The 23,881-nt window shown below is 65.6% G+C and carries 21 protein-coding genes and 1 pseudogene; 14 read left to right on the top strand and 8 right to left on the bottom strand.

Features of this window, described 5'->3' with window-relative positions; all coding sequences use genetic code 11:
- Window positions 1-37: 37 nt before the first annotated feature.
- The 3 genes from G3N61_RS15170 to G3N61_RS15160 all read left to right on the top strand — a co-directional run bounded on the left by G3N61_RS15170 (window position 38) and on the right by G3N61_RS15160 (window position 3,962).
- Window positions 38-1,396: an NAD(P)/FAD-dependent oxidoreductase gene (locus G3N61_RS15170; protein WP_043178986.1), complete on the top strand. Its 1,359-nt coding sequence runs from the start codon at window positions 38-40 to the stop codon at window positions 1,394-1,396.
- Window positions 1,397-1,728: 332 nt separating this feature from the next.
- On the top strand, window positions 1,729-2,163 hold the full coding sequence (locus G3N61_RS15165; RefSeq protein ID WP_043178987.1) for a phosphatase: 435 nt from the start codon (window positions 1,729-1,731) through the stop codon (window positions 2,161-2,163).
- A 179-nt stretch (window positions 2,164-2,342) separates the two neighbouring features.
- Complete coding sequence (locus tag G3N61_RS15160; protein WP_205822882.1) at window positions 2,343-3,962, top strand: histidine-type phosphatase; 1,620 nt, start codon at window positions 2,343-2,345, stop codon at window positions 3,960-3,962.
- An 18-nt stretch (window positions 3,963-3,980) separates the two neighbouring features.
- Here the strand turns inward: G3N61_RS15160 and G3N61_RS15155 are convergent, their stop codons facing one another.
- Window positions 3,981-4,661, bottom strand: a complete 681-nt coding sequence (locus tag G3N61_RS15155; protein WP_205822880.1) for an alanyl-tRNA editing protein — start codon at window positions 4,659-4,661, stop codon at window positions 3,981-3,983.
- Window positions 4,662-4,697: 36 nt separating this feature from the next.
- Window positions 4,698-5,717, bottom strand: a complete 1,020-nt coding sequence (locus G3N61_RS15150; RefSeq protein WP_205822908.1) for a sterol desaturase family protein — start codon at window positions 5,715-5,717, stop codon at window positions 4,698-4,700.
- A gap of 79 nt (window positions 5,718-5,796) precedes the next feature.
- On the opposite strand from G3N61_RS15150, the gene G3N61_RS15145 reads away from it, so the two are divergent.
- Complete coding sequence (locus tag G3N61_RS15145; protein ID WP_241017750.1) at window positions 5,797-6,858, top strand: AraC family transcriptional regulator; 1,062 nt, start codon at window positions 5,797-5,799, stop codon at window positions 6,856-6,858.
- A gap of 83 nt (window positions 6,859-6,941) precedes the next feature.
- Window positions 6,942-7,247: a hypothetical protein gene (locus tag G3N61_RS15140; protein WP_089454082.1), complete on the top strand. Its 306-nt coding sequence runs from the start codon at window positions 6,942-6,944 to the stop codon at window positions 7,245-7,247.
- Window positions 7,248-7,282: 35 nt separating this feature from the next.
- Here G3N61_RS15140 and G3N61_RS15135 read toward each other — a convergent pair whose 3' ends face one another.
- On the bottom strand, window positions 7,283-7,579 hold the full coding sequence (locus G3N61_RS15135; RefSeq protein ID WP_043178997.1) for a hypothetical protein: 297 nt from the start codon (window positions 7,577-7,579) through the stop codon (window positions 7,283-7,285).
- Window positions 7,580-8,068: 489 nt separating this feature from the next.
- On the opposite strand from G3N61_RS15135, the gene G3N61_RS15130 reads away from it, so the two are divergent.
- On the top strand, window positions 8,069-9,643 hold the full coding sequence (locus G3N61_RS15130; RefSeq protein ID WP_205822878.1) for an EAL domain-containing protein: 1,575 nt from the start codon (window positions 8,069-8,071) through the stop codon (window positions 9,641-9,643).
- Between the two features lie 32 nt (window positions 9,644-9,675).
- On the opposite strand, the gene G3N61_RS15125 is transcribed toward G3N61_RS15130, so the two are convergent.
- The 4 genes and pseudogenes from G3N61_RS15125 to G3N61_RS15110 form a co-directional block, all read right to left on the bottom strand.
- Window positions 9,676-10,053 carry a hypothetical protein gene (locus tag G3N61_RS15125; protein WP_205822876.1) on the bottom strand — a complete coding sequence of 126 codons (378 nt, stop codon included), beginning with the start codon at window positions 10,051-10,053 and terminating at the stop codon, window positions 9,676-9,678.
- A gap of 52 nt (window positions 10,054-10,105) precedes the next feature.
- Window positions 10,106-11,110 (bottom strand): annotated as a pseudogene (locus tag G3N61_RS15120) (tetratricopeptide repeat protein); the annotation flags it as partial.
- Between the two features lie 68 nt (window positions 11,111-11,178).
- Window positions 11,179-12,099 (bottom strand): hypothetical protein, encoded by a 921-nt coding sequence (locus G3N61_RS15115; RefSeq protein ID WP_205822910.1) that lies wholly within the window; start codon window positions 12,097-12,099, stop codon window positions 11,179-11,181.
- A 51-nt stretch (window positions 12,100-12,150) separates the two neighbouring features.
- Window positions 12,151-13,188, bottom strand: coding sequence for a sel1 repeat family protein (locus G3N61_RS15110; protein ID WP_346778572.1), 1,038 nt, complete (start codon window positions 13,186-13,188; stop codon window positions 12,151-12,153).
- Window positions 13,189-13,489: 301 nt separating this feature from the next.
- Between G3N61_RS15110 and G3N61_RS15105 the strand changes: the two genes are divergently transcribed.
- Window positions 13,490-13,786 (top strand): hypothetical protein, encoded by a 297-nt coding sequence (locus G3N61_RS15105; protein ID WP_089453948.1) that lies wholly within the window; start codon window positions 13,490-13,492, stop codon window positions 13,784-13,786.
- Between the two features lie 129 nt (window positions 13,787-13,915).
- Here G3N61_RS15105 and G3N61_RS15100 read toward each other — a convergent pair whose 3' ends face one another.
- Complete coding sequence (locus G3N61_RS15100) at window positions 13,916-14,413, bottom strand: hypothetical protein (protein ID WP_089453949.1); 498 nt, start codon at window positions 14,411-14,413, stop codon at window positions 13,916-13,918.
- 142 nt (window positions 14,414-14,555) lie between these two features.
- Here G3N61_RS15100 and G3N61_RS15095 point away from each other — a divergent pair, with 142 nt between their 5' ends.
- The 7 genes from G3N61_RS15095 (at window position 14,556) to G3N61_RS15065 (ending at window position 23,850) form a co-directional block, all read left to right on the top strand.
- Entirely contained in the window at window positions 14,556-16,940 is a 2,385-nt protein-coding gene (locus G3N61_RS15095; protein ID WP_205822875.1) for a DNA polymerase II, read from the top strand.
- Window positions 16,941-17,441: 501 nt separating this feature from the next.
- Window positions 17,442-19,508, top strand: a complete 2,067-nt coding sequence (locus G3N61_RS15090) for an FUSC family protein (RefSeq protein WP_089453951.1) — start codon at window positions 17,442-17,444, stop codon at window positions 19,506-19,508.
- Window positions 19,505-19,729: a DUF1656 domain-containing protein gene (locus tag G3N61_RS15085; protein ID WP_043179006.1), complete on the top strand. Its 225-nt coding sequence runs from the start codon at window positions 19,505-19,507 to the stop codon at window positions 19,727-19,729. The genes G3N61_RS15090 and G3N61_RS15085 overlap by 4 nt, the downstream gene beginning before the upstream one ends.
- A gap of 2 nt (window positions 19,730-19,731) precedes the next feature.
- Entirely contained in the window at window positions 19,732-20,631 is a 900-nt protein-coding gene (locus G3N61_RS15080; protein WP_043179007.1) for an efflux RND transporter periplasmic adaptor subunit, read from the top strand.
- Window positions 20,625-22,037 (top strand): efflux transporter outer membrane subunit, encoded by a 1,413-nt coding sequence (locus tag G3N61_RS15075; protein ID WP_089453953.1) that lies wholly within the window; start codon window positions 20,625-20,627, stop codon window positions 22,035-22,037. The genes G3N61_RS15080 and G3N61_RS15075 overlap by 7 nt, the downstream gene beginning before the upstream one ends.
- Before the next feature lie 113 nt (window positions 22,038-22,150).
- Window positions 22,151-23,098, top strand: coding sequence for a transcriptional regulator CynR (cynR, locus tag G3N61_RS15070; RefSeq protein ID WP_043179008.1), 948 nt, complete (start codon window positions 22,151-22,153; stop codon window positions 23,096-23,098).
- Window positions 23,099-23,550: 452 nt separating this feature from the next.
- On the top strand, window positions 23,551-23,850 hold the full coding sequence (locus G3N61_RS15065) for a hypothetical protein (RefSeq protein ID WP_241017747.1): 300 nt from the start codon (window positions 23,551-23,553) through the stop codon (window positions 23,848-23,850).
- The last annotated feature ends 31 nt before the right edge of the window (window positions 23,851-23,881 follow it).

The raw sequence follows: 23,881 nt of genomic DNA, 5'->3' as shown, positions 1-23,881 counted from the left end.
CAATGTCATCCGAATCGTCATCTAGCGGGAGCCCACCATGGACAACACCACGCCCAACCTTGCAACGGACCGCGCACCGCGCCTGCCGCGCATCGTGATCGTCGGCGGCGGCGCCGGCGGCCTGCACCTCGCCACGCGTCTCGGCGATACCGTCGGACGCCGCGGGCAAGCCGAAGTCGTGCTCGTCGACCGCTATCCGACGCACTTCTGGAAGCCGCTGCTGCACGAAGCCGCATCGGGCCATCGCGACCCGGCGTCCCACACGATCGAATACGCGGCGCAAGCGAAGCGCCACGGGTTCCGTTTCGTACAGGGCGCACTGCAGCGGGTGGACCGCGCCGCACGCACGGCGACGATCGCGGCCGTGCAGGACGCGGACGGCACGGAGATCCTGCCGCAGCGCGAGCTCGGCTATGACGACCTCGTGCTCGCCGTCGGCAGCGTGACGAACTTCTTCAACGTGCCGGGCGCGGCGCGCCATGCACTGCCGCTCGAAAACCTCGACCAGGCCGAGGATTTCCGCCGGAAGTTCCTCGCGGCGTGCACGAAGGCGAATCACCTGGCCGAGCAGCAGCCCGCGCAGCGCGCGGCGCCGATCTGCATCAACGTGATCGGTGCGGGCGCGACGGGTGTCGAGCTGGCCGCCGCGCTGCGGCACGCGATCCAGCAGCTGACGACGTACCGCTTCAAGGCGCTGGTGTCCGCGCGCGACGTGCACATCCGGCTGATCGAAGGCGGCCCGCGTATCCTGCCGGCGCTCGACGAGCGGCTGTCCGGCAAGATGCACGCGCAGCTTCGCGCGCTGAACGTCGACGTGCTGACCGATACACGCGTGGCCGAAGTCGACGCGGACGCCGTGACGACCGCGACCGGCGAACGGCTTGCAAGCGACATCACGATCTGGGCGGCCGGCGTGGCGGGCCCCGCGATCCTGCGGGAGATCGGCGACATCGCGCTCAACCGTTCGAACCAGGTGATCGTGACCGATACGCTGCAGACGCCGGACGACCCGCACGTGTATGCGTTCGGCGACTGCGCCGCATGCCCGACGGCCGGCGCGAGCGGCTTCCTGCCGCCGCGCGCGCAGGTCGCGTACCAGCAGGCCGTGTACCTGGTCAACGCGTTCGCGCGCCGCGTCGCCGGCAAGCCGGTGGCCGGCTTCACGTTCCACGATGCGGGCACCGTCGTGTCGCTCGGGCATGCGGGCGCCGTGTACCAGGCCGACCTCCGCGGGCGTTCGCGCTCGCTGATCGTCGACGGGCTCGCCGCGATCGGCCTGTACAAGTTCCTGTATCGCAAGCACCTGTTCAGCGTGGTCGGCGTGAAGCGCGCGCTGTTCCAGTCGCTGAGTCACTGGCTGCAAAGCCGCAACCAGCCGTCGATCAAGCTGCACTGATCGCGCCGGTTCGCGCGCAGCATCGCAAGACGGCATATCGGGCGTGCATCGCCCGGTATGCCGTTTTTTTTGGATGCACATGCACGGTGCGACGCATTCACTGCGTGCGCGAATCTGGTGCATCACATCGAAGACCGTCGATACGATGCCGTTCGCACGGAATACGACGTGCGACACGCATCCCGCGCCCACATTGGTTCGCCACCCGATTCATTAGCCAAATCGTATGGGTCGGATAAAAATATTAATTAGTCGCGTTTTCCGGATCGACGCTAAGGTGTGTGGCATCCCCGTCGGCGAACGGATCATCACGTCTCTGAAGAGGAATCACCGTGGTTATCGAAGCCATCGTCACCCGTCTCGACGCAGCATTCGCGCAAATCGAAGCAACACCGGACTCGCACGAATCGCGCCATCAACGCGACGCGATCATCCAGTGGCTCGACCGAGCATCGGAAGAAGGATATCGACTCGGTCTCGTCACGACGCTGCCGGCCGCTCGGCTCAGCGACATGTTCGAAGGCCAGTTCGGCCGCGCGAACCTCGACCGCTTCTCGGTCGTCGTCACGGACGCCAATCAGCAGGACTCCGGATCAAATCAGCATCCTTTCGACGTCGCGCTGCAGGCACTCGGCGTGCCGCCCGAACGCGCGGTGGCGATCGCGAGCAGCGAACCGGAGCGCCGCGAAGCCGAGCATTTCGGGCTGTCGCGCTGCGTGAACATCACCGACACCGTGCGCTCGATCGCATCGGCCGGCCTGCACTGAACGCCGGCACACGGGCCGGCGGTGGCCGGCCTTCAGCGATCCGGCGGCAATCCGACGATTGCCCGACCGAATCCTGACATTCTGCTGTCAAAGTCGCTTGCAACACTTCCGGGCTTGACCGATCACTCCCGGAGACGGGACGACGCGAACCCGCATCGTCCCGCCCGTTGCACGCCACGATGACACGCCCGACCCGCACCGCCACCGCCCTCGCGATCACCTGCCTGCTGCTCGCCGCTTGCGGTGGGGACGACTCGACACCGCCCGCGGCTTCTGCCGACAACAGCGATTCGACGCCGGCACCGCAGCCGCAACCCCAGCCCACGCCGACACCCGCGACTTACTACCAGACGAAGACGCCGTACCGTCCGCAGCAGGACGCCGCGACGTACGAAGCGCCGCCCGCCGGTTACGCGCCTGTCTATACCGAACTCGTCGCGCGCCACGGCTCGCGCGGGCTGTCGGGCTTCAAGTACGACGGCGCGATCTACGCGATGCTGGTCAAGGCCGAGGCCGACGGCGCGCTGACCGCGCTCGGCGCGCAGTTGAAGGCCGACACGGTCGCGATGATGAAGGCCAATGCGCTGCTCGGATATGGCGTGTCCGGCATCTCGACGCCGGGGTACGGCAACCTCACGCAAACCGGCATCCGCGAACACCAGCAGCTCGCCGCGCGTCTCGCACAGCGGCTGCCCGCACTGTTCGCGGCCGGCAACCAGCAGGTCGTCGTCATCAACTCGGGCCAGGATCGTGCGGTCGACAGCTCGACCTATTTCTCCGCGGCACTCGTGGCCGCGCAGCCCGCGCTGGCCCCGGCGATCACGCTGCCGGCCGCGCCGTCCGGCTATCCGGCGAACGCGCCGGTCGCGCAGCCGGCCGGCACCAACCGCTTCCTGCTGTATTTCCATTCGCTGAAGCCGGCCACCGATCTCGTGACCGATACCGCCAATCCGTACTACGCGACCTACCAGGCGAGCCAGGCATACCAGGCCTATTCGAACGACGAGACGGTGACGGCGAAGCTCAACGCGATCAAGGCTGCGCCGAAGGCAGCCGATGTCGCACAAACGGTGCTGTCCGCGCTCGTGTCGCAGGCCTTCGTCGCGAAGCTCGGCACCGACGGCTACACGTTCGCGAACACAGGCACCTATGCGTTCACGTCGGCGGACGGCAAGTTCACCAACACGTTGAAGGGCGACGGCAAGACGAAGATCGCGACGGCCGTCGATGCGGTGAACGTGCTGTACAACCTGCTGCAGGTCGCGCCCGCAATGACTGCGGAAACCGGCGGCGTCACGATGGAGAAGTACATCGGCGCGGAACAGGCGCAGTATCTCGCGTATCTACAGGATGCCGAGGACTACTACCAGAAGGGCCCCGGCATCCAGGAGGCGAACCCCGTCACGTACCGGATGGCGAAGGTGCTGCAGGACGATTTCTTCGGCGAAGTCGATGCAATCGCGCGTGGCGACCTGACCCGCGCCGCGAAGCTGCGCTTCACGCATGCGGAGATCGTGATTCCGTTTGCGTCGATCATGAACCTGAAGAACGTGTTCGTGCCGACACCGCAGGCGCAGACCTACACGTATGCGAACAATCCGTGGCGCGGCGATCAAGTGTCGCCGATGGCCGCGAACATGCAATGGGATGTCTATCGCAACGGATCGCGCCTCATCGTGAAGATGCTGTACAACGAGCGCGAAACGGATTTCCAGGCCGCGTGCGACGGCGCGAAACTCGCGCCGGGCAGTCACTTCTACGACTACGCGGGGTTGAAGCAGTGTTACGGGTATCTGTGAGGTGACGCGGGCAGCGGGTCACGCAATCCACTCGCCCCGCTGCCCGCCGGCCCTCTCCGGCTCGACCAGCATGACCTCGATCCGCTCCTTGCCCTTCCCGGTATTCCTGCGCTTGAGCGTCAGCATGCCGATCTCGCCGGTCGAGGCCGGGTGCGTGCCGCCGCACGCCATCGTCGCGAAGCCGTCGACCGTCCAGTATCGGCGCTGCGCGTCGACATCGCTGAAGTCGGTCACGATACGCAGGTCGCGCATCGACAGATCGGCCGCGGCCGATTCGATCTCGGGAAACAGCGGCGCCACGCTCGTGTCACTCGCGAAGTCGATGCGCGCCTTGTCCTGCCCGATGTGCGCACCGATGCGCTCGATGCCGGGCCGGAGCCGATAGACCAGCTGCAACACCATTTCGGCCGCAAAGTGCAGACGCATCAGCCGGTAACGGCGCGTCCAGTCGATGCGCCAGGTCACGCGATCGCCGACGCGCAGCGAATGATCGTGCGGTAGCGTATAGACGATATCGAGGCCCTGCTTGTCGGCCTGGATGACCGGAAAGCGGCCGAGCGACCCCGCGTCGCTTTCCTGCCCGCCCGAAAACGCAAAGAAGATGGTCGCGTCCACCCGCACGCGAGCGCCGTCGACGTGGCTCACGACGGTATCCAGCGTGGTCCGGTACGGATCGTCCCAGAATACTTTCTTCGTCATCGCCCGCCGTGCCTTTCACCGAGGAAAGCTCGCAGGTTAGCCGGATCGCGTGCGGGTGGCTTGTACGATCTTGCGCCCTGGCGCCAGCGCCTCCCCGTCAGGCATGGCGCGCGCTGCTGCCGCAGTCGCGTCCTCGCCCTTGCGCTCGACACTCCACGTATGAATCGGCCGATGCCCCGGCCGCTCCCACTCGGGTGGCATCCACAGATGTTTCAGCCGCTGCAGGACGGGCCCGGGCGCGAACACGTCGCGCCACATGTCGACGAATTCGTGCAGGTTCAGCACCAGGAAGTTGTACGAACGAATCTGCTGCGTGATCCCGTAGTCGACCGGTTCCGTTTCCTCGACATACGTGCCGAACAGGCGATCGAAGACGATCAGCACGCCGCCGTAATTCTTGTCGATGTAACGCGGATTGCGGCCATGATGCGCGCGGTGGTTCGACGGCGTGTCGAACACGTATTCGTACCAGCGCGGCAGCCGCCCGATCGCTTCGGTATGCACGAAGTACTGGTACGCGAGATCGACGGCGAGCAGGAACAGCACGACGGCGGGCGGGATGCCGAACCAGACCGGCGGCAGATAGAACACGAACACGCCGACGAACGCGTTCAGCAACGACTGCCGCATCGCCGTCGTGAAGTTCATCACTTCGCCGCTGTGATGCGGCACGTGCGCGGCCCAGAACCAGCGCACGCGGTGCGACGTGCGGTGAAACCAGTAGTAGCAGAACTCCACGACGACGAAGATCGGCACGATCGTGAAGCCGTTCACCGGCACGTCGAACCAGCGGTGCCGGTAAACCCACGCGAAGATCGCGCCCGTGAACAGGAGCCCCATCACGGTCTCGGCCACCTGATAGCCGGCGCCGAGCGACAGGTTCGCGACGATCTCCTTCCAGCGAAACGGCTCGCGACGGCCGCGCCCGGTCATCACCGCGTATTCGATCGCGAACGCGATCAGGAAGACCGGCGTCATGCCGATCAGCAGCACCTGCTTCCAGTCCACGTCGTTCCCCAGGAACGCGTGGAGCCACGTCATCAACTCGGTCGGCATGGTCGCGGCCTCGATCAAGAACTGACCGGCAGTATGGTCGCGCACGGGTCGCCCCGCGTTGACACTTGCGGACGATTACTTGACACTTTCCGCCATGCCCGCCGCCTCCCCGCTATCGACGCAGCGCGTCTACTACTCGAGCACCTACGTGCGGCTGCTGTTCGACTATCTGTCCGAGCAGGGCAAGGATGCCGCGCGTGTGCTCGGCGAGGCGCGGCCGCCCGAGGACGACCGCGGGCTCACGCTGTACGCGAGCGCGCACTGGCGGCGCCTGCTCGAATGCGCGGTGCGCGCGCTCGACGATCCGCTGCTCGGCCTGCACGTTGGCCAGCGGATCACGCCCGCCCACCTCGGTGCGCTCGGCTACGCGCTGCATGCGTGCCGCGATGCCGGCGCCGCACTCGCACGCTGGCAGCAATACGAACACCTGATCGCGAACGTCGCGCGCATGGAAGTGCGGGTCGAGGCGGCCTCGGTCGCGATCGAATGGCACGACGCGCCCGAACCGCTCGGCCCGCTCGTCGATGAAGTCGCGCTGACGGCCATCGTCCAGTTCGCGCGCAACATCACCGGCACGCGTCACGGGCCCGACGAGGTCTGCTTCGTGCACCCGTCGCCCGCCAACGAGCAGCCGTATGCCGATTACTTCGGCTGCCCGGTGCGGTTCGGCCAGCCGGTGAACCGGCTCGCGTTCCCGTTGCACCTGCTCACGCAGCCGCTGCGCCAACCGGACGACGCGCTACTGCAGATGATGGAACGCCAGGCGAGTGCGCTGCTTGCCGAGCTACGCCAGACGGACGATCTCGAACAGTCGGTGCGCGAAGCCGTCGCGCGCCTGCTGACGCAAGGCGAAGCGAGCATCGAACAGATCGCGTCGGATCTGCACGTGTCGTCGCGCACGCTGCATCGACGGCTTGCCGAACTCGGCCTCAACTTCCGGATACTGCGCGAGGACACGCGGCGGCGGCTCGCGATCGACCACCTGAACGATCCGCGGCTGACGCTCGCGGAAGTCGCGTGGCTGCTCGGCTATTCGGAACACAGCGCCTTTACGCGCGCCTTTCGGCGCTGGACCGGCGAATCGCCGCAGCAGTGGCGCAGCCGGCAGCCTGCGCGAGCAGCGAACGTCGCGCGCGGCTGAGCGCGGCGCGCCACCATGGCCACCCTGCCGCCGACGAACTCGCGTCCGCCCGCGCGGTCGAACGAGCATCGCCGGAGAATCCCATGAAACGCGTTGCCCCTGTCGCTGTCCTGACCCTGCTTGCCGCCATCAGCTTGCCGGCAGCCGCCGGCGCAACATCCGGCGGCGCCGAGCCGGCTCCCGTTCAAGCGCACGCGAAAAACTGCGTCCCGTCCCGCGATGCCACACCCGACGCCCGCTCGCCGTCGAAGGCGCCGCCGATCCGCGTGTGCGTCGGCGATTCCAATACGCAACTGAACCTGCCGTGGTTCCTGACCGATGTCCTCACCGCGGTGGACACGCACCAGTCGGCCGGCGATCTGCTCCGCAAGATGCGCAACGATTTCTGACTCGCGGCTCGCGCGATGCATCGCGACCGCATCGTTCATTCACCGCCAGATTCCTGCAGCACCTGCACGAACGTGCCGACGATGCCGGCACACATCACGGGGTCGGCAAGGCGGCGCAGCAGCGCGAGCAATATCTTTCGTTCAGCTTTCGAAAGTGGCCCGTGCGCACCACTGATGGTGTTGTAGCGCGGCGTCCCGCGTGAAGCGAGCGCGCGATCGAGCAGGTAGTTGTGGGCTTGCCCGTTCACGGCAATCCGGATCCACAGCGAGCCGCCGTCGGTTGCGGCTGCGCCGTCGGTCACGACGACCGTGGGCACGGTGTTTTCTTCCATCTCAACGCTCCGGCGAGACGCGCGACCGTGACGCGCGGTGACCGCTTGCAAGCCGGCGGCAGGCCGACGAAAACAACATTTCGCAGGAATGTTTCTCGTCGAGACACAATGACAAAACTACACCAATTGTTGAATAACAATATTTCACAATCTCTCGTCACATCTTATACTTGCCGCGCACCATCCTCGTGCCAAGAGACGGTGTTTTTTCGTCCCGGCCGCACGACCCTGCGGCCGGGGGTTTTTTCGGTGTGCTACGTCGATAACCATGCGCTGCATGCACATGTTTATAGCGGCCAGCCTCCGGAATACATGGCCGATTGCGACGGGGCTGCCGCAGATGCCCGTCGCGACCGTAGAATCGATCGCATCGCGAACCCGGCGCGCACACCACCTTGCCCGAACCCGGCATGACGCATGCGCGACGTGGGTGGATCGACCGGTTCGACTGGCTGCTTCATACACACAACACCAAAGGCGACCGCGGGAATGTTGGCGTTCACGCCAGGCTCGAAGCCCGTTTTCCAGCGCAGCGGCGCGTGGCCGCGAGTCGTCTTTTGCGTCGCCGTAATCGTTTGCGTGCTCGTGCCGGCATGCGCAATCGTGGTTGCCGACCGCTACGCGCGCGATACCGTCACCCAGCATGAACGCGTGATCGCGAACGACATCGTGGCATCGGTGGATCGCATCCTCGACGGTGCCCGCCTGCGACACGTGGACGAACTCACCGCGCTCGTCGGGCGGCCATGCCCGACGGTATTCCGGACCCTCGCCGAGATCGGCACGCGCCTGCGCTACCTGCGCGCCGTCGCGCTGGTGAACGACGGCCGCGTCATGTGCTCGTCCGCGCTGGGGGCGATCGACCTGCCGCTCGGCGCCTACACACACGAACCGGAACCGGGCTCGACGCTCGTCACGCTGTTGCGCCAGACGCCATTCCAGCAAGGCATCCCGGTGCTGCCCGTGTTTTACGCCATCGCGCCCGGCGCGGGCGTGCTCTACCTGATCGAAGGCGACTATGTGGCCGACGCGCTCGCGCACGGCGCCCGCTACGGGACGGAAACCGCGACGCTGTCGATCGCGGGTTCGGGCCATCTCGATCAACACGGGACGTTCACGCCGGAATCGGCCGCGGAACCCGCAGGCGGCAGCACGATCGCGTCGCCCCGCTGGCCGTTCACGGTGTCGGTTGCCGCCTCCGCGCACTATGCGTCGCAAGTCCAGCACCACTACCGGCTGATCGGCATCACGATCGTGCTGCTGGCGGATGGCCTCGTGATGGCGGCCTACCTGCTGGCGATGGCGCCGCGCCGCCTGCTGCTGAAGGCCGTCCGCAACGCACTCAGGCGCGACGAACTTCATGTCGTGTACCAGTCGATCGTCGATGTCGAGACGCGCAGGACCGTCGGCGTCGAGGCGCTGCTGCGCTGGCAGCATCCCAAGTGGGGGGCCATCAGCCCGGCCGTGTTCATCCCGCAGGTCGAATCGAGCGCGGTGCTGCCGAAAGTGACGGAATTCGTGCTGCGGACAGCCGTGTCGGAACTGTCCGCGCTGACGCCGGCCATGCCGCTGCGCATCGCCATCAACATCGCGCCGAAGGACCTCGAGCGCACGCAGTTCGTGTCCGTCGTCGAGGAGGCAATTCGCGCGCTGCCGCCGGGCTTTACGCTGGTGCTCGAAGTCACCGAGCGCATCCTGCTCGAAAAGAACGCGCGAACCACCGCGATCTTCCATGCGCTGCGAGCGAAAGGCGCGAAGTTCGCGATCGACGATTTCGGCACGCATCACAGCAATCTCGACATGCTGTCGCGCTTTCCGTTCGACTACGTGAAGATCGATCGCCAGTTCGTGTCGCCGCTGAACGGCGGCAACGCGGGGTTGATCGAGGGGATCGCGACCGTTGCGCATCACTACGACCTGAAGATCATCGCGGAGGGCGTGGAAACGGAAGCGCAACATCGCGCGCTGCATGCCGTCGGGATTCAGTACGCGCAGGGCTATCTGTATCAGCGTCCGCAGCGTGTCGAGCATTTGAAGCAGAATTTCGCGTCGGTGTCGGTGTAGCGGCGTTGCCGCCGACGCTTACGCGCCGACGGCTACTGCGCGCCATCCTGACCGTCGATACGCACGCGGCCCTGCTCGACCCAGCCTTCGAAGTCTTCGCCGCTCTTGCCGTTCATGTACATGATGTTGTACCAACGTCCGTGCGACTTGTAGACCGTGACCCAATCGCCGGGAATGAGGAAGGTTCGCTTCGTCATGCATTGCGCATCGGGCGCCGAGTAGAAATACGCGCGCCCCACACCGACGATCGCGCCGGACGCCGGCGGCCGGAAGTTGTCGTCCGGGCCACTGGTTGCCGCGTTGAGCTGTGCGCAGTCCACCGCGTTTTTTGCGTGCGCGCCGGTCGCGCCCAGGCCCGTAGCGATCGCAAGCATCGCGATGCACGTGCGTATCGGCATGGTCTTCCGCATGATTCGTTCTTGAGATCGTGTCGTTTCAGGTTGGCGGGCTCGCGATCAACACGGCATCGATCAATGTTTTCGCATTCCCGTCCCACTTGGGCAGGGGGGCGGGTGGCAGTGGGAGAACCTTGTCGAGGTTTGGCAGTTTCAGGCGGCCTTGCGCGTGCTCAAGTGCTTCCCCCAACCTGAAATAGCGTTCGGCGCGTGCCGTGTCGATCTGGCCCACAAGGTTATTGCCGCTGGTCAGATCAAATCCACGAAACTCCGATGCCAGATCTTTCGCACACTTCGCGCATCCCAGCTTGACACCCTCGTGCAAAACTTTGAGTGCCTGCAGTTTTGACTCGGGTGTCGCTCCTTTATACAAGCCCCCCAAATCGTAAGCGGCATCGCCATCACCTTGAGCGAGCGCACATTGCAGCATTTCCATGCCAATAGCCGCGTTTCCCCAGAATTCCCCGTCCGGACTGTCGTAGCTGCCGCTCATCTTGAAACCGAGAAACGTCTGAGCCGATGGACTGCCCATATCCGCAGCCCGTTGAAAAAACGCGTAGGCACGGGTCGCATCACCGCCCTTGACCAACCCGCTCTGGTGATAGGTGCCCATCATGTCGTAGGCATCGGGCACACCCAACTGCATCGCTTTCTCAACCCACCTGATCGCGGCTTCCGGATCATGTCGAGGCACGCCGGGATAATTGCTTCGAATCAGCGACGCGAGATTGAGCATCGCTTTCCAGTGCCCACGATCGGCAGCCTGAACGTAGAGCTGGTAGATCTTCGGATAGTCGCGTTGCTCGTAGTAGACGTCAGGATTGTCGAGTGCCAGCGCCTGCTGGAACCATAACTCGGCCTGAGGATCGATCGGCGGCACGTGCCGATCCTGATGAACGCACGTGAAGCGCTTTCGATGCGGATCGAACAACGGCAGCTTTTCGTCGCGCGGAAGATCCGACGTCTCAGCCGATGACCTGACAGTCGAAGCAGGCAGGCCCTCCGCATGTACGCTCGACACGAACAGCGCCAGGGCTGCAAAAATAATCCTGTAGATCACCGCTATCGGCATCAAGCGACCTCGATCAGACCGTTCCAGGGATGTCAGAAGATGAGAGCAGATCGATCCGCTTGCAGCCTTCATGCAGACGGCATGCGTTGTGACGTTTCGGCGGCCTCGCGACGCGCAGCGGCATAGAACACGCGGAACCATACCCAGTAGGCCACGCCGGTTCCGGCAAGAGCAACGATCGGCATCACTCCGGATAGCAAACTGATTATCCCGAGCGTATCGCCCACCACGCTCAGCACCCCGTAAGCCACCAGCAATACAGATACCATCGACGCGAGCGACGCCCCCAGCAGACGCCAGACGTGCAGCCGACCGAGTTCGCGCGGCAGGCCGAACATCGCGCCGGCGAAGACGACCGCGGCGCAAATGACCAGGCCTCCGACATAGTTCAACATCACGAGCTTGAGATTGTCGTCATAGTAGTTGAGCGACATCAGCACGGCTTGCGGCATGAAGAGCAGCAATGCGCTGGCATACAGCCAGGCCGCGACACCCGCAATGGACCGTCGTGGATTACCGCGCGGCGCCCCGGGCAACGCATCGTTGCGGAACAGGTGGGCGACGAACCACCACGCCAGCCCGGCCACCAGCGCATAGAGGACGGCATGCACCGGGGCGATGATCGTCCCGATTTGCGCAAGGCTAAGGGCACCGCTATCCAACAGTCCCGTCAGCGCCTGGTATACCAGTATCTGCGCGGCCTGCCAGAGCAGCAGGCATAACGCGTAGGCGGTCAACGGCCGCACGGGACGGCGGAATGCAAGCCGATCGCGATGCTCTCCGTGCCATCGGACGATCAGGAAGACCAGGCCGGTTCGAAATACCAGGCTCTCGATGAAACTGGACAGTTGCACAGCCAGCACCCCCACGGACGGTGATGACCTCGTCGACCACACGTAGAGGACGATCAGGAACTGCGCCGTGGTAATGGCCGCTGCGATGAGTGCGGCGGCGCCGGGTAACGAGAGTTTCCGGGAGGGTGAGGTCATCGGGATTCCTGGGTAAATGGAGTGATCAGTCAATGGTGTCGCGCCAGACCGTCAGGTGAATTGTTCCGGGCCGGGTTGACCGGCTCGTACCACCGTACCCAACGGCAGACGGGACGCGGCGTTGTCAGGTTGCTCAGTGTGCGAGGTGTTGTCTGCCGATCCCGGGAGCGGCAGCCCCGTCGCCGGATCGAGATGCCTGGCCTTCGCCATCTCGTTGACGAGCGCGTCCGTCGGTTGCTTCGGCGGCGTGGCCGCATCCTGTTCCTTTTGCCACTGGAACGTGCCGTCCCATGGCGGAAGCCTGGCGGGCGGTAATGGAACGATCTTGTCGATGTCGGGTACGGTCGGGTTGCGGCCATCGTTGGCATCGAGAAATTTCCCGATCAGATCGTATCGCCGGGTCCGTTCAGGATCGCTTTGCAGCGCGAGGTAATCGAGCTGATTCGACGGCGGCGGTCCCTTGAATCCATCTCTCAGGAACGAGGCAGACAGGGTATCGCCTGCGCTTACCCCTTTCTGGAAGGTCCTGGCAGCATCGGGATACAAACCCCCTGTCTTTTGATCGACACCCAGCAAGTTGGCAGCCTGACCGGATCCTTGATCGGCTGCACAGGCCAACATTTGTCTCGCGATAGCGGGCGCTTTATCGTTGGGCAACAGCAGGTTTCCAACATAGAACTGGGCTTCTGGATTGCCAAGATCGGCCGCCTTGCGAAAGTAGCGCAGTGCGCCCTCGGCATCCTGCTTCAAACCATAGCCTGTCTCGAGAGCGTGACCGATATCGTAGTAGCCGCTCGGGATACCTTGCTTGACCAGTTCCATGCCCAGGCCGACAACCTCGGCCGGCGCATCGGGGGAGTTGGCCAACCCCTGTGACACAAGCGATTGCAGGTTCTGGTTGGCCTTGTAATGATCGTGCGCCGCTGCGATCCTGTAGTAGCGGGCAACATCATTGAAGTCCCTGGGGCCGTTCTTCTTTTCCAGGTATCGCGCGTAACGGAACAGGCTGTCGGCCTGCGGATCGAGTGGCGGCAATCGGTCCGCCTGATGCGTGCAGGTGAACGCAAGATCGGCGCGCACGGCACCCATGTCAGGCGATGAGGTCGCCTGGGGCGCTCGTTTCGTGCACGCACACAACAGAACGGGCAACACAACCACCCAAAGGTGTCGGTTCATGGCTCAATCGCTACGACCATACGGTGCGCAACCATAGCGCCTCTCTCGGAATGATGTTGTTCTTGACCGGCGATTCTACGAACGATGATTCCGTGACGTCAATCGGGCGGTATTCAAATCATTGAAAACCTGAATGCGCCACGCATGCTCATGCTCATGAAGGCCGTCAGCCGTCACCGGCCTCTGCCGCACTACGCCGCCCGGAGCGCCCGCCATGCCCACCGCCCTGCTGCTACGCGCAACCCATTCGCACCTGTATCCCGGCAGCATCGTGACCTTCGACGATGACGCGCCGCGTTCCGCGAAGCCGCATCCGGCCGTGATCGAATTCGCCGACGGATCGGGCGCGGCCGCCACGCTCGCCCGCGTCGACGACGACGCGCTCGAACTCTCCGTCGACGCATACGTGACGCAAAAGCGGCACACGGTCGCCGCGCGCCGCTGGCTGCTCCAGCCGTTCAATACCACGGGCACCGAGTGGCGTGTCGCGCAACGGCTCGCCGTTGCCTGATTCCGCGCCGAACAGCAGGCGCGCGCAGAACACGCACCTGGTGTGAACGCGATGCGAACGATGAATGCACGTGACCCGCCATGTATCAGGTCGTGAAAATCGGGTGACGACAGTGGTGAACGATGCCTGTCAGCATGCCGGCGGATGATCGGGATCGGACAGGCATGTGTCCCGATAGGCGTCGTCGACGGCACGCAGAAATGCCTTCCGCCCGTTCTCCAGTGCCGTTGCCGTATGCTCGTCGCGCGAGACAGGCATCACGCGGCCATCGGGCGACATCGAATAGCCGAGATCGACGAACGCATCGTCCGGTGCACGCTTCGATCCGATCCAGTAGCCGATCGAAACCGAGCTGGCAACCCCGGTCGCGCCGTTGTAACCCACGTCGAATCGTCCGGCCTTGAAGATGCGCGGCCGCATTTTTTCCGCATAGGCGAGCACTTCGGCAACCGTCGCGCCATCCTTGGTGCGATGCCGCTTGACCGCCTGTATCCAGTTGGCTTCCGTGGCGGCCGGCAGACCCTTCGATGTCGGGGCCGCGAATATCGGGCTCCCGTTTCCACCCAGGCAGGCCGCAGCAACAACGTAACCGGCAACACGTGCGATGCGATCGATCGCGAGTTTCATTAAACGATTCCGGATTGGTTCATTCGATTCCGAATCATACGATCATTGGCCAGGATGCCGGGACAACATCGCCCCCATCCCGGCACACCACCCGCCCAAGCGCTAAAATCCGCCGCCTGGGCATCCACGATGAGCAAGCGTTTTGACGGAGTTCGAGCAGGGTTTCATCCTCACCCGCCACTGGCGGGACACCGCGACCGGCATCGAGATCGAGTTCTGGCTGGCAACCGAACACGGTCCGCGCCGTGTGCAGTTGCGCCCGCAGGAAGCCGTCGCATTCATTCCGGCCGAACAGCAGGCGCTCGCCGAACGCGCGCTGGCCGGCGAGCGCGATATCGAGTTGCGCCCGCTCGCGCTGCGCGACTTCCGGCAGCGCCCGGTCGTCGGCCTCTATTGCAAGCGCTACCGCCATCTGTCCGGGCTGCAGAAGCGCCTCGCGACGGCCGGCGTCGACGTCTACGAAGCCGACGTGCAGCCGCCCGACCGCTACGCGATGGAGCGCTTCATCACGGCCTGCGTGCAGTTTCGCGGCCAGCCCGGCCGCGACGGCACGTTGACCCGCGCCGAACTGAAAACCGCGACCGGCTATCGACCGGCGCTGCGCTGCGTGTCGCTCGACATCGAAACCAGCGTCCACGGCGAGCTGTATTCGATCGCGCTCGAAGGCTGCGGGCAACGGCAGGTCTACATGCTCGGCCCGCCGAACGGAGCCGACAGCGACGAAGCCCGCGCCATCGACTTCCGCCTCGACTACTGCGACAGCCGGCCCGCGATGCTGGCGCGGCTCAACGACTGGTTCGACGAACACGATCCCGATGCGGTGATCGGCTGGAACCTCGTGCAGTTCGACCTGCGCATCCTGCACGCGCACGCCGAGCAATACGGCGTGCCGCTGAAGCTCGGGCGCGGCGGCAGCGTGCTCGACTGGCGCGCGCACGGCCAGCAGCCCGACCACTTCTTCGCGGGTGCGGCGGGCCGGCTGATCCTCGACGGCATCGACATGCTGAAATCCGCGACGTGGACGTTCCCGTCGTTCGGCCTCGAATACGTGTCGCAGTCGCTGCTCGGCGAAGGCAAGTCGATCGACAACCCGTACCAGCGGATGGACGAGATCCAGCGCCGCTTCGATCACGACAAGCCCGCGCTGGCGCGCTACAACCTGAAGGACTGCGAGCTCGTCACGCGCATCTTCGACAAGGCCGACCTGCTGTCCTTCGCGCTCGAACGCGCGAGCGTGACGGGCCTCGCGGCCGATCGCACCGGCGGGTCGGTGGCGGCCTTCACGCACCTGTACCTGCCGCGCATGCACCGGCTCGGCTATGTCGCGCCGAACCTCGGCGACGTGACGGGGCAAAACAGCCCCGGCGGCTTCGTGATGGATTCGCGCCCCGGGCTGTACGACTCGGTGCTCGTGTTCGACTACAAGAGCCTCTATCCGTCGATCATCCGCACGTTCCTGATCGATCCGGCCGGGCTGATCGAAGGGCTCGCGAATCCCGGCGACGACGCGTCGGTGCCCGGCTTTCTCGGCGCGCGCTTCTCGCGTACCGCGCACTGCCTGCCCGATATCGTGCGCCGCGTGTGGGAAGGCCGCGACGAGGCAAAACGGCAGCGCAACGCGCCACTGTCGCAGGCGCTGAAGATCATCATGAATTCGTTCTACGGCGTGCTCGGCTCGACGGGCTGCCGTTTCTTCGACCCGCGCCTCGCGTCGTCGATCACGATGCGCGGCCACGAGATCATGCACCGCACGCGGGAGCTGATCGAAGCTCAGGGTTACGAAGTGATCTACGGCGATACCGATTCGACGTTCGTGTGGCTCGGTCGCGCGCACGACGACGACGAAGCCGGCACGAAGGGCCGCGCACTCGTCGAGCACATCAACCGCTGGTGGCAGGCGCACCTGCGCGACCACTTCGGGCTCGAGAGCGCGCTGGAGCTGCAGTACGAGCGGCACTACCGCCGCTTCCTGATGCCGACCGTGCGCGGTGCGGAAGAAGGCAGCAAGAAGCGTTACGCGGGCCTCGCGGCGGCCGCCGGCGGCGGCGAGGATCTCGTCTTCAAGGGGCTCGAAACGGTGCGCACCGACTGGACGCCGCTCGCGCAGCAGTTCCAGCGCGAGTTGTACCGGCGCGTGTTCAACCGCGAGCCGTACCAGGATTTCATCCGCGACACCGTGCGGCGCACGTTGGCCGGCGAATTCGACGACCAGCTCGTCTACCGCAAGCGCGTGCGCCGGCCGCTGCGCGAGTACGAGCGCAACGTGCCGCCGCACGTGCGCGCGGCACGGATCGCCGACGAGTTCAACCAGGCACAGGGCCGGCCGCTGCAGTATCAGCGCGGCGGCTGGATCAGCTACGTGATGACGACGGCCGGCCCCGAGCCGCTCGAAACCATGCGCTCGCCGATCGACTATGCGTTCTACGTGAGCCGCCAGCTCCAGCCCGTCGCCGACGCGATCCTGCCGTTCCTGCGCGACGACTTCGAACGCGTGATCTCCGGTCAGGGGCAACTGTTCGGCGACTGAAGGAACGCGATCCGGCCTGCCCGGTTGCGCGTACAACCGATTCCCCGCACGTCGCCCATCACCCGCCCGCGATGAGTCTGCCGATTCGTCCGCGTCGACATCGATCGGCATTCTTGCGCCCCGGCACGTCGCACGATAAGTAAAACCGATTGCCCCGGTCAGAAATCCGACTTGGACGCCGCGCGCGCCGCAGCGCACAATTTCGGGCATCGCAATCGAATGAAACCCTGATCCTTCCTACCCGAGTTTCCGTGGCACCCGCCGTCCCCCCAACGCGTGGCCATGTGCTTGAATAACAAGGAAAAGGCGCGCACTCGTGCTTGACATGCCTGCCACAACACCCCGTTTCGCGTGGACGCTTTTTTCCATGCACCCCGCCGCCCTCCCGCGTCGCACACGCCGCAAAACGGCGCCGCACGACATGACGTGCGGCGCACCGCCTCCCGCGCCCTAGCGCAATCGCTGCAATCCCCTTCGCCAGTCTCGCCAAAGGAACCCGACGTGTCGCAAGCCACTGTCGCGCCGCTTCGGCCGCGCGACCCATTCTCCATCGATCCGAGAAAGCTCCTGTTCTCGATCAGCACGTTTATCGCGGCCGCACTCGTGCTGCTGATCTCGTTCACGGTCAGCTTCCCGCGCCCGTGGTGGGCGCTGCTGACCGTCTACGTGACCTCGCAGCCGATGGCCGGCGCCTTCCGTCCGAAGACGATCTACCGGCTCGCGGGCATCGCCGCCGGCGCGGTCGTGTCGGTGGTGGTCGCCCCGAACCTGCAGAATTCGCCGGCGTTGCTCGTGCTGTGCCTCGCGCTGTGGATCGGCTTCTGCATCTATCTCGCGGTGCTCGACCGCACGCCGCGCGCGTTCCTGTTCCAGATGGCCGCGTTCAGCTCGGCCGTCATCTGCTTTCCGTATCTCGACGATCCGACCAACATCTTCATCACCGCGGTGTCGCGCGTCGAGGAGATGACGGTGGCGATCCTGTGCGTGACGATCACGCACATGCTGCTGAAGCCCGCGAACAGCCGGCCGGTCATCCACGAACGCGCGCTGTCGTTTCTCGGCGATGCGTGCCGCTGGACCGCCGAAGCGTTCGGCACGCATCACACGCGGCTCGAGCACGAGCATCGCCGCAAGCTCGCGGCCGACGTCACCGAACTCGGGATGATCGCGACGACGCTGCCGTTCGACCAGCGCTTCGCGCTCGCCACGCGCGACACCGTCACGGCATTGCAGCATCGCCTCGCGGCGTTGCTGTCGATCGCATCGGCCGCCGCGAACCGGCTCGACCAGTTGCGCTCGCTGAACGCGGTCGATGCGCAAACCGCCGCGCTGGTCGATGCGGTGATCGACGACCTGCACGCGTCGCAGGAAGTGGGCGAAGCGCTCGACGTCGGCCTCGCCGCGCGTTGCCGCACGCTGGCGGCCGAGCGCCTGGCCGACCCGGCCTGGACGTCGCTGCTCGCCGCGAACCTGTTGGACCGCACCGCCGATTTCATCGACACGCTGCACGCGGCGCGCGGGCTCGTGCGGACCTTCGCGGAAAGCGATGCCGAGCTCGAGCGCCACCTGCCGCCCGCCGACGGCACGCGCCGCTTCCAGCTCGCGCGCGATCACGGCCTCGCGCTGCTCGCCGGTGCCGCGACGACCACCGCGATCGTCATCTACTGCGCGGTGTGGATCCTGCTCGCCTGGCCAAACGGCTCGGCAACCGCCGCGTTCGCCGCGCTCGTCACCTGCTCGTTCGCGGCACAGGACGATCCCGCACCGGTGATCGGCCGCTACCTCGTCTCGACGCTCGTCACCTTTCCGCTCGCCGCGCTGTACCTGTTCGTGATCCTGCCGCGTGTCGACGGCGCCGGGATGCTGATCCTGACGCTTGCACCGGCCTTGATCTGGATGGGCTACATCCAGGCCGATCCGGCGCGCACCGCGCGCGCCCTCCCGATGTTTTCCTGCTTCATCGTCGCCATGGGCTTTCTCGATCGCTTCCAGGCCGACTTCGCGCTGTTCCTCAACACGGGGCTCGCGCAGGTCGGCGGCATCGTCACGACGCTCGTCGTGACCAAACTGTTCCGCTCGGCCAGCACGCGCTGGACCGCCTACCGGATCGTGCGCCAGAACTGGGCCGATCTCGCGCAGATGGCCGACCCGCACCGGCCGCTCGACGCGCCGACCTGGACCGCGCGCGCGGTCGACCGGCTCGGCCAGGTCGCCGCGCGCATGGCGTTCGCGAATCCGGGCGATGCACTGCACGCGGTCGACGGGTTGAGCGACCTGCGCATCGGCCGCAACATCATCCAGGTGCGAGAAGGACTCGACAGAAGCGATGCGCAAACGCGTGTCGCGATCGAGGCCGCGCTCGAGGCCGTGTCGGCGCTGTATCGCGCACGCGCCGACGCGCACCATCCGGTTCCTGCCACCGCATCGCTGATGCGCACGCTGAACCGCGCGATCGGTGCCGCCGCGCGCAATACGACCGGCCGCGACGATGCCACGCTGCTCGCGCTCGTCGGCATGCGCTGCAACCTGTTCCCGCATGTGCAACTCGTCGAAGGAACGACGCGATGATCGAAGAGATCCACATTTTCGGCATCTACCTGCCGTCCGCGCTGGCGTGGGCCGTCGTCGCGCTGATCGTCACGTTCCTGTTGCGTGGCGTGCTGCTTCGCCTGCCGCTGCGCGTGCTGCTCTGGCAACCGGCGCTGCTCGAACTGGCGGCCTTCTTCCTGCTGTGGTGGGGCATCGCCCGTCTCGCCGACGCGTATTTTCCGTATCGCCTCCTTTCCTGAACATGAAGCGAATCATCCCCCTGTTACGCACCGTGCTGACGGTCGCGATCATCCTCGGCATCCTCGGCGCGATCTACGGGCTGTGGGTCCGCTACCAGATCGAGCCGCTCACGCGCGACGGCAAGGTGCGCTCGGACGTGGTGCCGATCGCCCCGGACGTCAGCGGGCTCGTTACCGACGTGCGCGTACACGACAACCAGAAAGTGACGAAGGGCCAGGTTCTGCTCGTGATCGACCCGTCGCGCTACCGGATCGCACTCGAACAGGCCGACGCGAACATCGCGAGCGAGCAGGCGGAACTTGACGAAGCGATTCGCGAGGACCGCCGCAATCGCGCGATGCCGGACGTGGTTGCCGAGGAATCGACCCAGCAGGGCACGACACGCGTCGAAAAGCTGCGCGCCGCGCTCGCGCAGGCCCGCTCCGCACGCAACCTCGCCGCGCTGAACCTCGAACGCACGCTCGTCCGCGCACCGATCGACGGCACGGTGACCAACGTCGGGCTGCTGCCGGGCGTCTATCTGAGCGCCGGCAAGGGCGCGATGGCGCTGGTGAACGACACGTCGCTGCGCGTCGAAGGCTACTTCGAGGAAACCAAGCTGCCGGCGATTCATGTCGGCGATCCGGCCAGCATCTATCTGATGGGTGTGGCGAGCGAGATCCGCGGCCACGTGCAGAGCATCGCCGGCGGCGTCGAGGACCGCGAGCGCGCGGGAGGCGACGCCCAGCTCGCGAACGTGAACCCGGCGTTTACCTGGGTGCGGCTCGCGCAGCGCATCCCGGTGCGGATCGCGATCGATTCGGTGCCGCCCGGCGTGCGGCTCGTGCCGGGGCAGACCGCGTCGGTCGAGATTCATGCGCGGGCCGGCGACGTCACGGTACACCGGAGCCTGCCATGGTAAGCCTGCGTACGACTGCCATCGCGGCGCTGTGCATCGCGCTCGCCGCATGCGCGGAGGTCGGCCCCGACTATCGCGTGCCGTCGAACGCACTCGTGAACGCACCGGCCGCCAACCATGCGTTCGTTGCGGGTGCATCGGTTGCGTCGAGCGACCCGCTGCCCGACCGCTGGTGGCGCCTCTACAACGACCCGACGCTCGACGGCCTGGTCGAAAAGGCGCTGGCAAGCAACGTCGACCTGCGCGCCGCGCAGGCGAACCTCGAACGCAGCAATGCGCTGCTCGCGGCGACGCGCACCGCGCGCGAGCCGAGCGTCGGCGTCGATGCATCGACCAATTACACGCAGCAATCGGCGGCGTCGGTCCTGTCGCATGTCGAGCCGCCGCGGCACGAGATCTACAACATCGGCCTCGAGATGAGCTACGACCTCGACCTGTTCGGCGGGATCCGGCGCGGGATCGAAGCGGCGTCCGCCGACAACGAGGCCGTCGCCGCTGCGCGCGACCTCGTGCGTGTGAACGTCAGCGCGGAAGTCACGCGTGCGTACTCGGACCTGTGCAACGCCGGCAACCAGATCGACGTGCTGCAACGCTCGATCGACGTCCAGCAGCGCCGCCTCGCCCTCACCCGCCAGTTGATCTCGAACGGACGTGCGCCGACCTTCGAGCAGCAGCGCGATCAGGGCGGCATCGAGAACAGCCGCGCGCAGCTCGCGCCGCTGCGGGCGCGCCGACTGAACGCAGCGTTCCGTCTCGCGACGCTGACCGGCCAGCCGCCGGAAAACTACGATCGCGCGCTGCTGTCGTGTAACAAGCCGCTCGAACTGTCGACGCCGATTCCGTCCGGCGACGGGCGCGCATTGCTGAAGCGCCGGCCCGACGTCCGCGCGGCCGAGCGCCGGCTCGCCGCGTCGACCGCGCGCATCGGCGTCGAAACGGCCGCGCTGTATCCGGACATCAGGCTCGGTGCCAGCATCGGTTCGACCGGCGGCGCGGCCGCGTTCTTCACGCCGCTGACGAACCGCTTCGCGATCGGCCCGATGGTCACGTGGAATCTCCATCGCAGCACGATTCGCGACCGCATCGACGCCGCACAGGCCGACAGCCGTGCGAGCCTCGCGCATTTCGATGCAACCGTCCTCACCGCGCTGCGCGAAACCGAAACGTCGCTCGACACCTACGCGGGCGCGCTCGACCGGCTGCAGCGTCTGGAGGCATCGCGCGACGCGGCGCGCGACGTGATGGCGCGAACCGAAGAATTGCGGCGCGGCGGGCGGGTCGGCGGACTCGCGGCACTCGACGCCGAGCGTACCTGGCTCGCGGCCGAAACGGCCGTTGCGGCGGCCCGGCAGGACGTGAACAACGACCAGATCACCACGTTCCTCGCACTCGGAGGCGGCTGGCAATGACCAACCGTGACATCGTCGCCGAATACCCGGCCCCATCGCGTTCCGCCGCCCGCCTTCCGGCGCATAATGGCGAGATGCCGGACCTACGTGACCCGCGACCCATTCCGCGAAAAATGAAGTTCACCCAACGCAGCCCGCTGCTTCGCAACATCAGCTATCTGCTCGCGATCGACGAGCACCGCAATTTCACGCGCGCGGCCGAAGCGCTCAGCGTGTCGCAATCGGCGTTGTCGCAGAAGGTGCGCCAGCTCGAAGACGAGCTCGGTGCGCAACTGTTCGACCGCAGTGGACGCATGGTCCAGCTCACCGATTTCGGCAGCGTCTACCTCGAATACGTGCGCCGCGCGCACAACGACCTGCTCACCGCGCAGCGCGCGCTGCACGACGTGCATGACCTGTCCCGCGGCAAGCTGCGGATCGCCTTCACGCCGACCTTCACCGAGTATCTGGTCGCGCCCGTCATCGAGCTGTTCCACGAGCGTCATCCGGGCATCGTGATCGAGATGAACGAGATGTCGCTCGACGCGGTGGAGGCGGCGCTCGGCGACGACCAGGTCGACCTTGCGTTCGGGTTCGTCGATGTTCGCAACGACGAAATCGAGGCCGAAGCGCTGTTTCCCGAGCGCCTGATGCTCGTGGTCGGCCGGTCGCATCCGCTGACCACCCAGCGTGAGCCCGTCACGCCGCTGCAGCTCGCCGACACGCCGCTCGCGCTGCTGACGACGAGCTTCGTGTCGCGCTTCTATGTCGACAGCTATTTCCAGACATACGACATGCAACCCGATGTCGCATTGCAGGCGAATTCGATCAGCGCGGTACTGAAGATCGTGAGCCGCGGCAAGATCGCGACGATCCTGCCCGGCACCATCGAATTCGAGCATCGCGACTTGCAGTACGTGCCGCTCGATCCGCCGTTCCCGGTGCGGACCGTCGCGCTGCTGCGCCGCAAGGGCGCCTATCGCACCGTCGCGTCGACCGCGTTCGCCGATCTGGTTCACGAGATGCTCGAGCACGGCAGCCTGGCGTCGCTGCGCACGATCACGACGCTCGACCACGCCTGACCTTGCAGGGTGCGTCGTCAGCCTGACGACGCACCAGCACACTCTCCGCACAAGCACTTGACGCCGGCGCTCGCATGACGAGCGCGACGGCCGTCACCTCGCACTTCCGTTTTTATAAATTTTGATTCGCAATCCATATCAAATGGATTCCGATTCGGATGAGTCATCATTTTGTCTTATCGACAGGATCGGAAATTCGCCTTGGACTCGACCAGGGATTTCCTTCATTCTTTCACTATCGATTCCAGGTGAATCGGTCGCGCCGAATCCCGGCGTCGAGGCTCCGGATCTTGTGTCGCAGACACCTTCCGCACTCCGTCGATGACGTCGTTGACGTCGCCCCGACTCGACAGAAGGTCCGACACGCTCCCCGGCATCGACAGGACGATTCGACTGCTCCGGCATGCCAGGTCGATCTGGAACACCATATCAAATTATTATCGGAATCCTAAATGACACATTCTGTCCTGACCCGTCTCGCCGTTGCATTGATCGCTTTCTCGGGCGTCGCCGCCAGTGCCTGCGCGCAGCAGCAACCGGCTCCGCCGGCGGTTCGCCAGGCGGCGCAACCCGCCGCCCCGACCTACACCGCGCAACTCGCCGCGCGTTCGAGCGACGACAAGGGCACGCAGGCCACCGCCGCGACCAAGACCGTCGTTCCGCTTCGCGTTGCGCCGGCAAGCCATCCGGCCGCGCCGGATGCCGACTGCGTCGGCCCGGCGAGCTTCTGCAACGTCTACTTCGGCAGCTGAACCCGCAAGCGTCATCCGGCCCGCTGCGGAC

The organism is Burkholderia sp. Ac-20349 (assembly GCF_017104865.1).
In the GTDB taxonomy this organism is placed as follows: Bacteria; Pseudomonadota; Gammaproteobacteria; order Burkholderiales; family Burkholderiaceae; genus Burkholderia; species Burkholderia aenigmatica.
The sequence above is the reverse complement of the archived record's forward strand: the minus strand, read 5'-3'. Positions and strand labels throughout refer to the sequence as shown.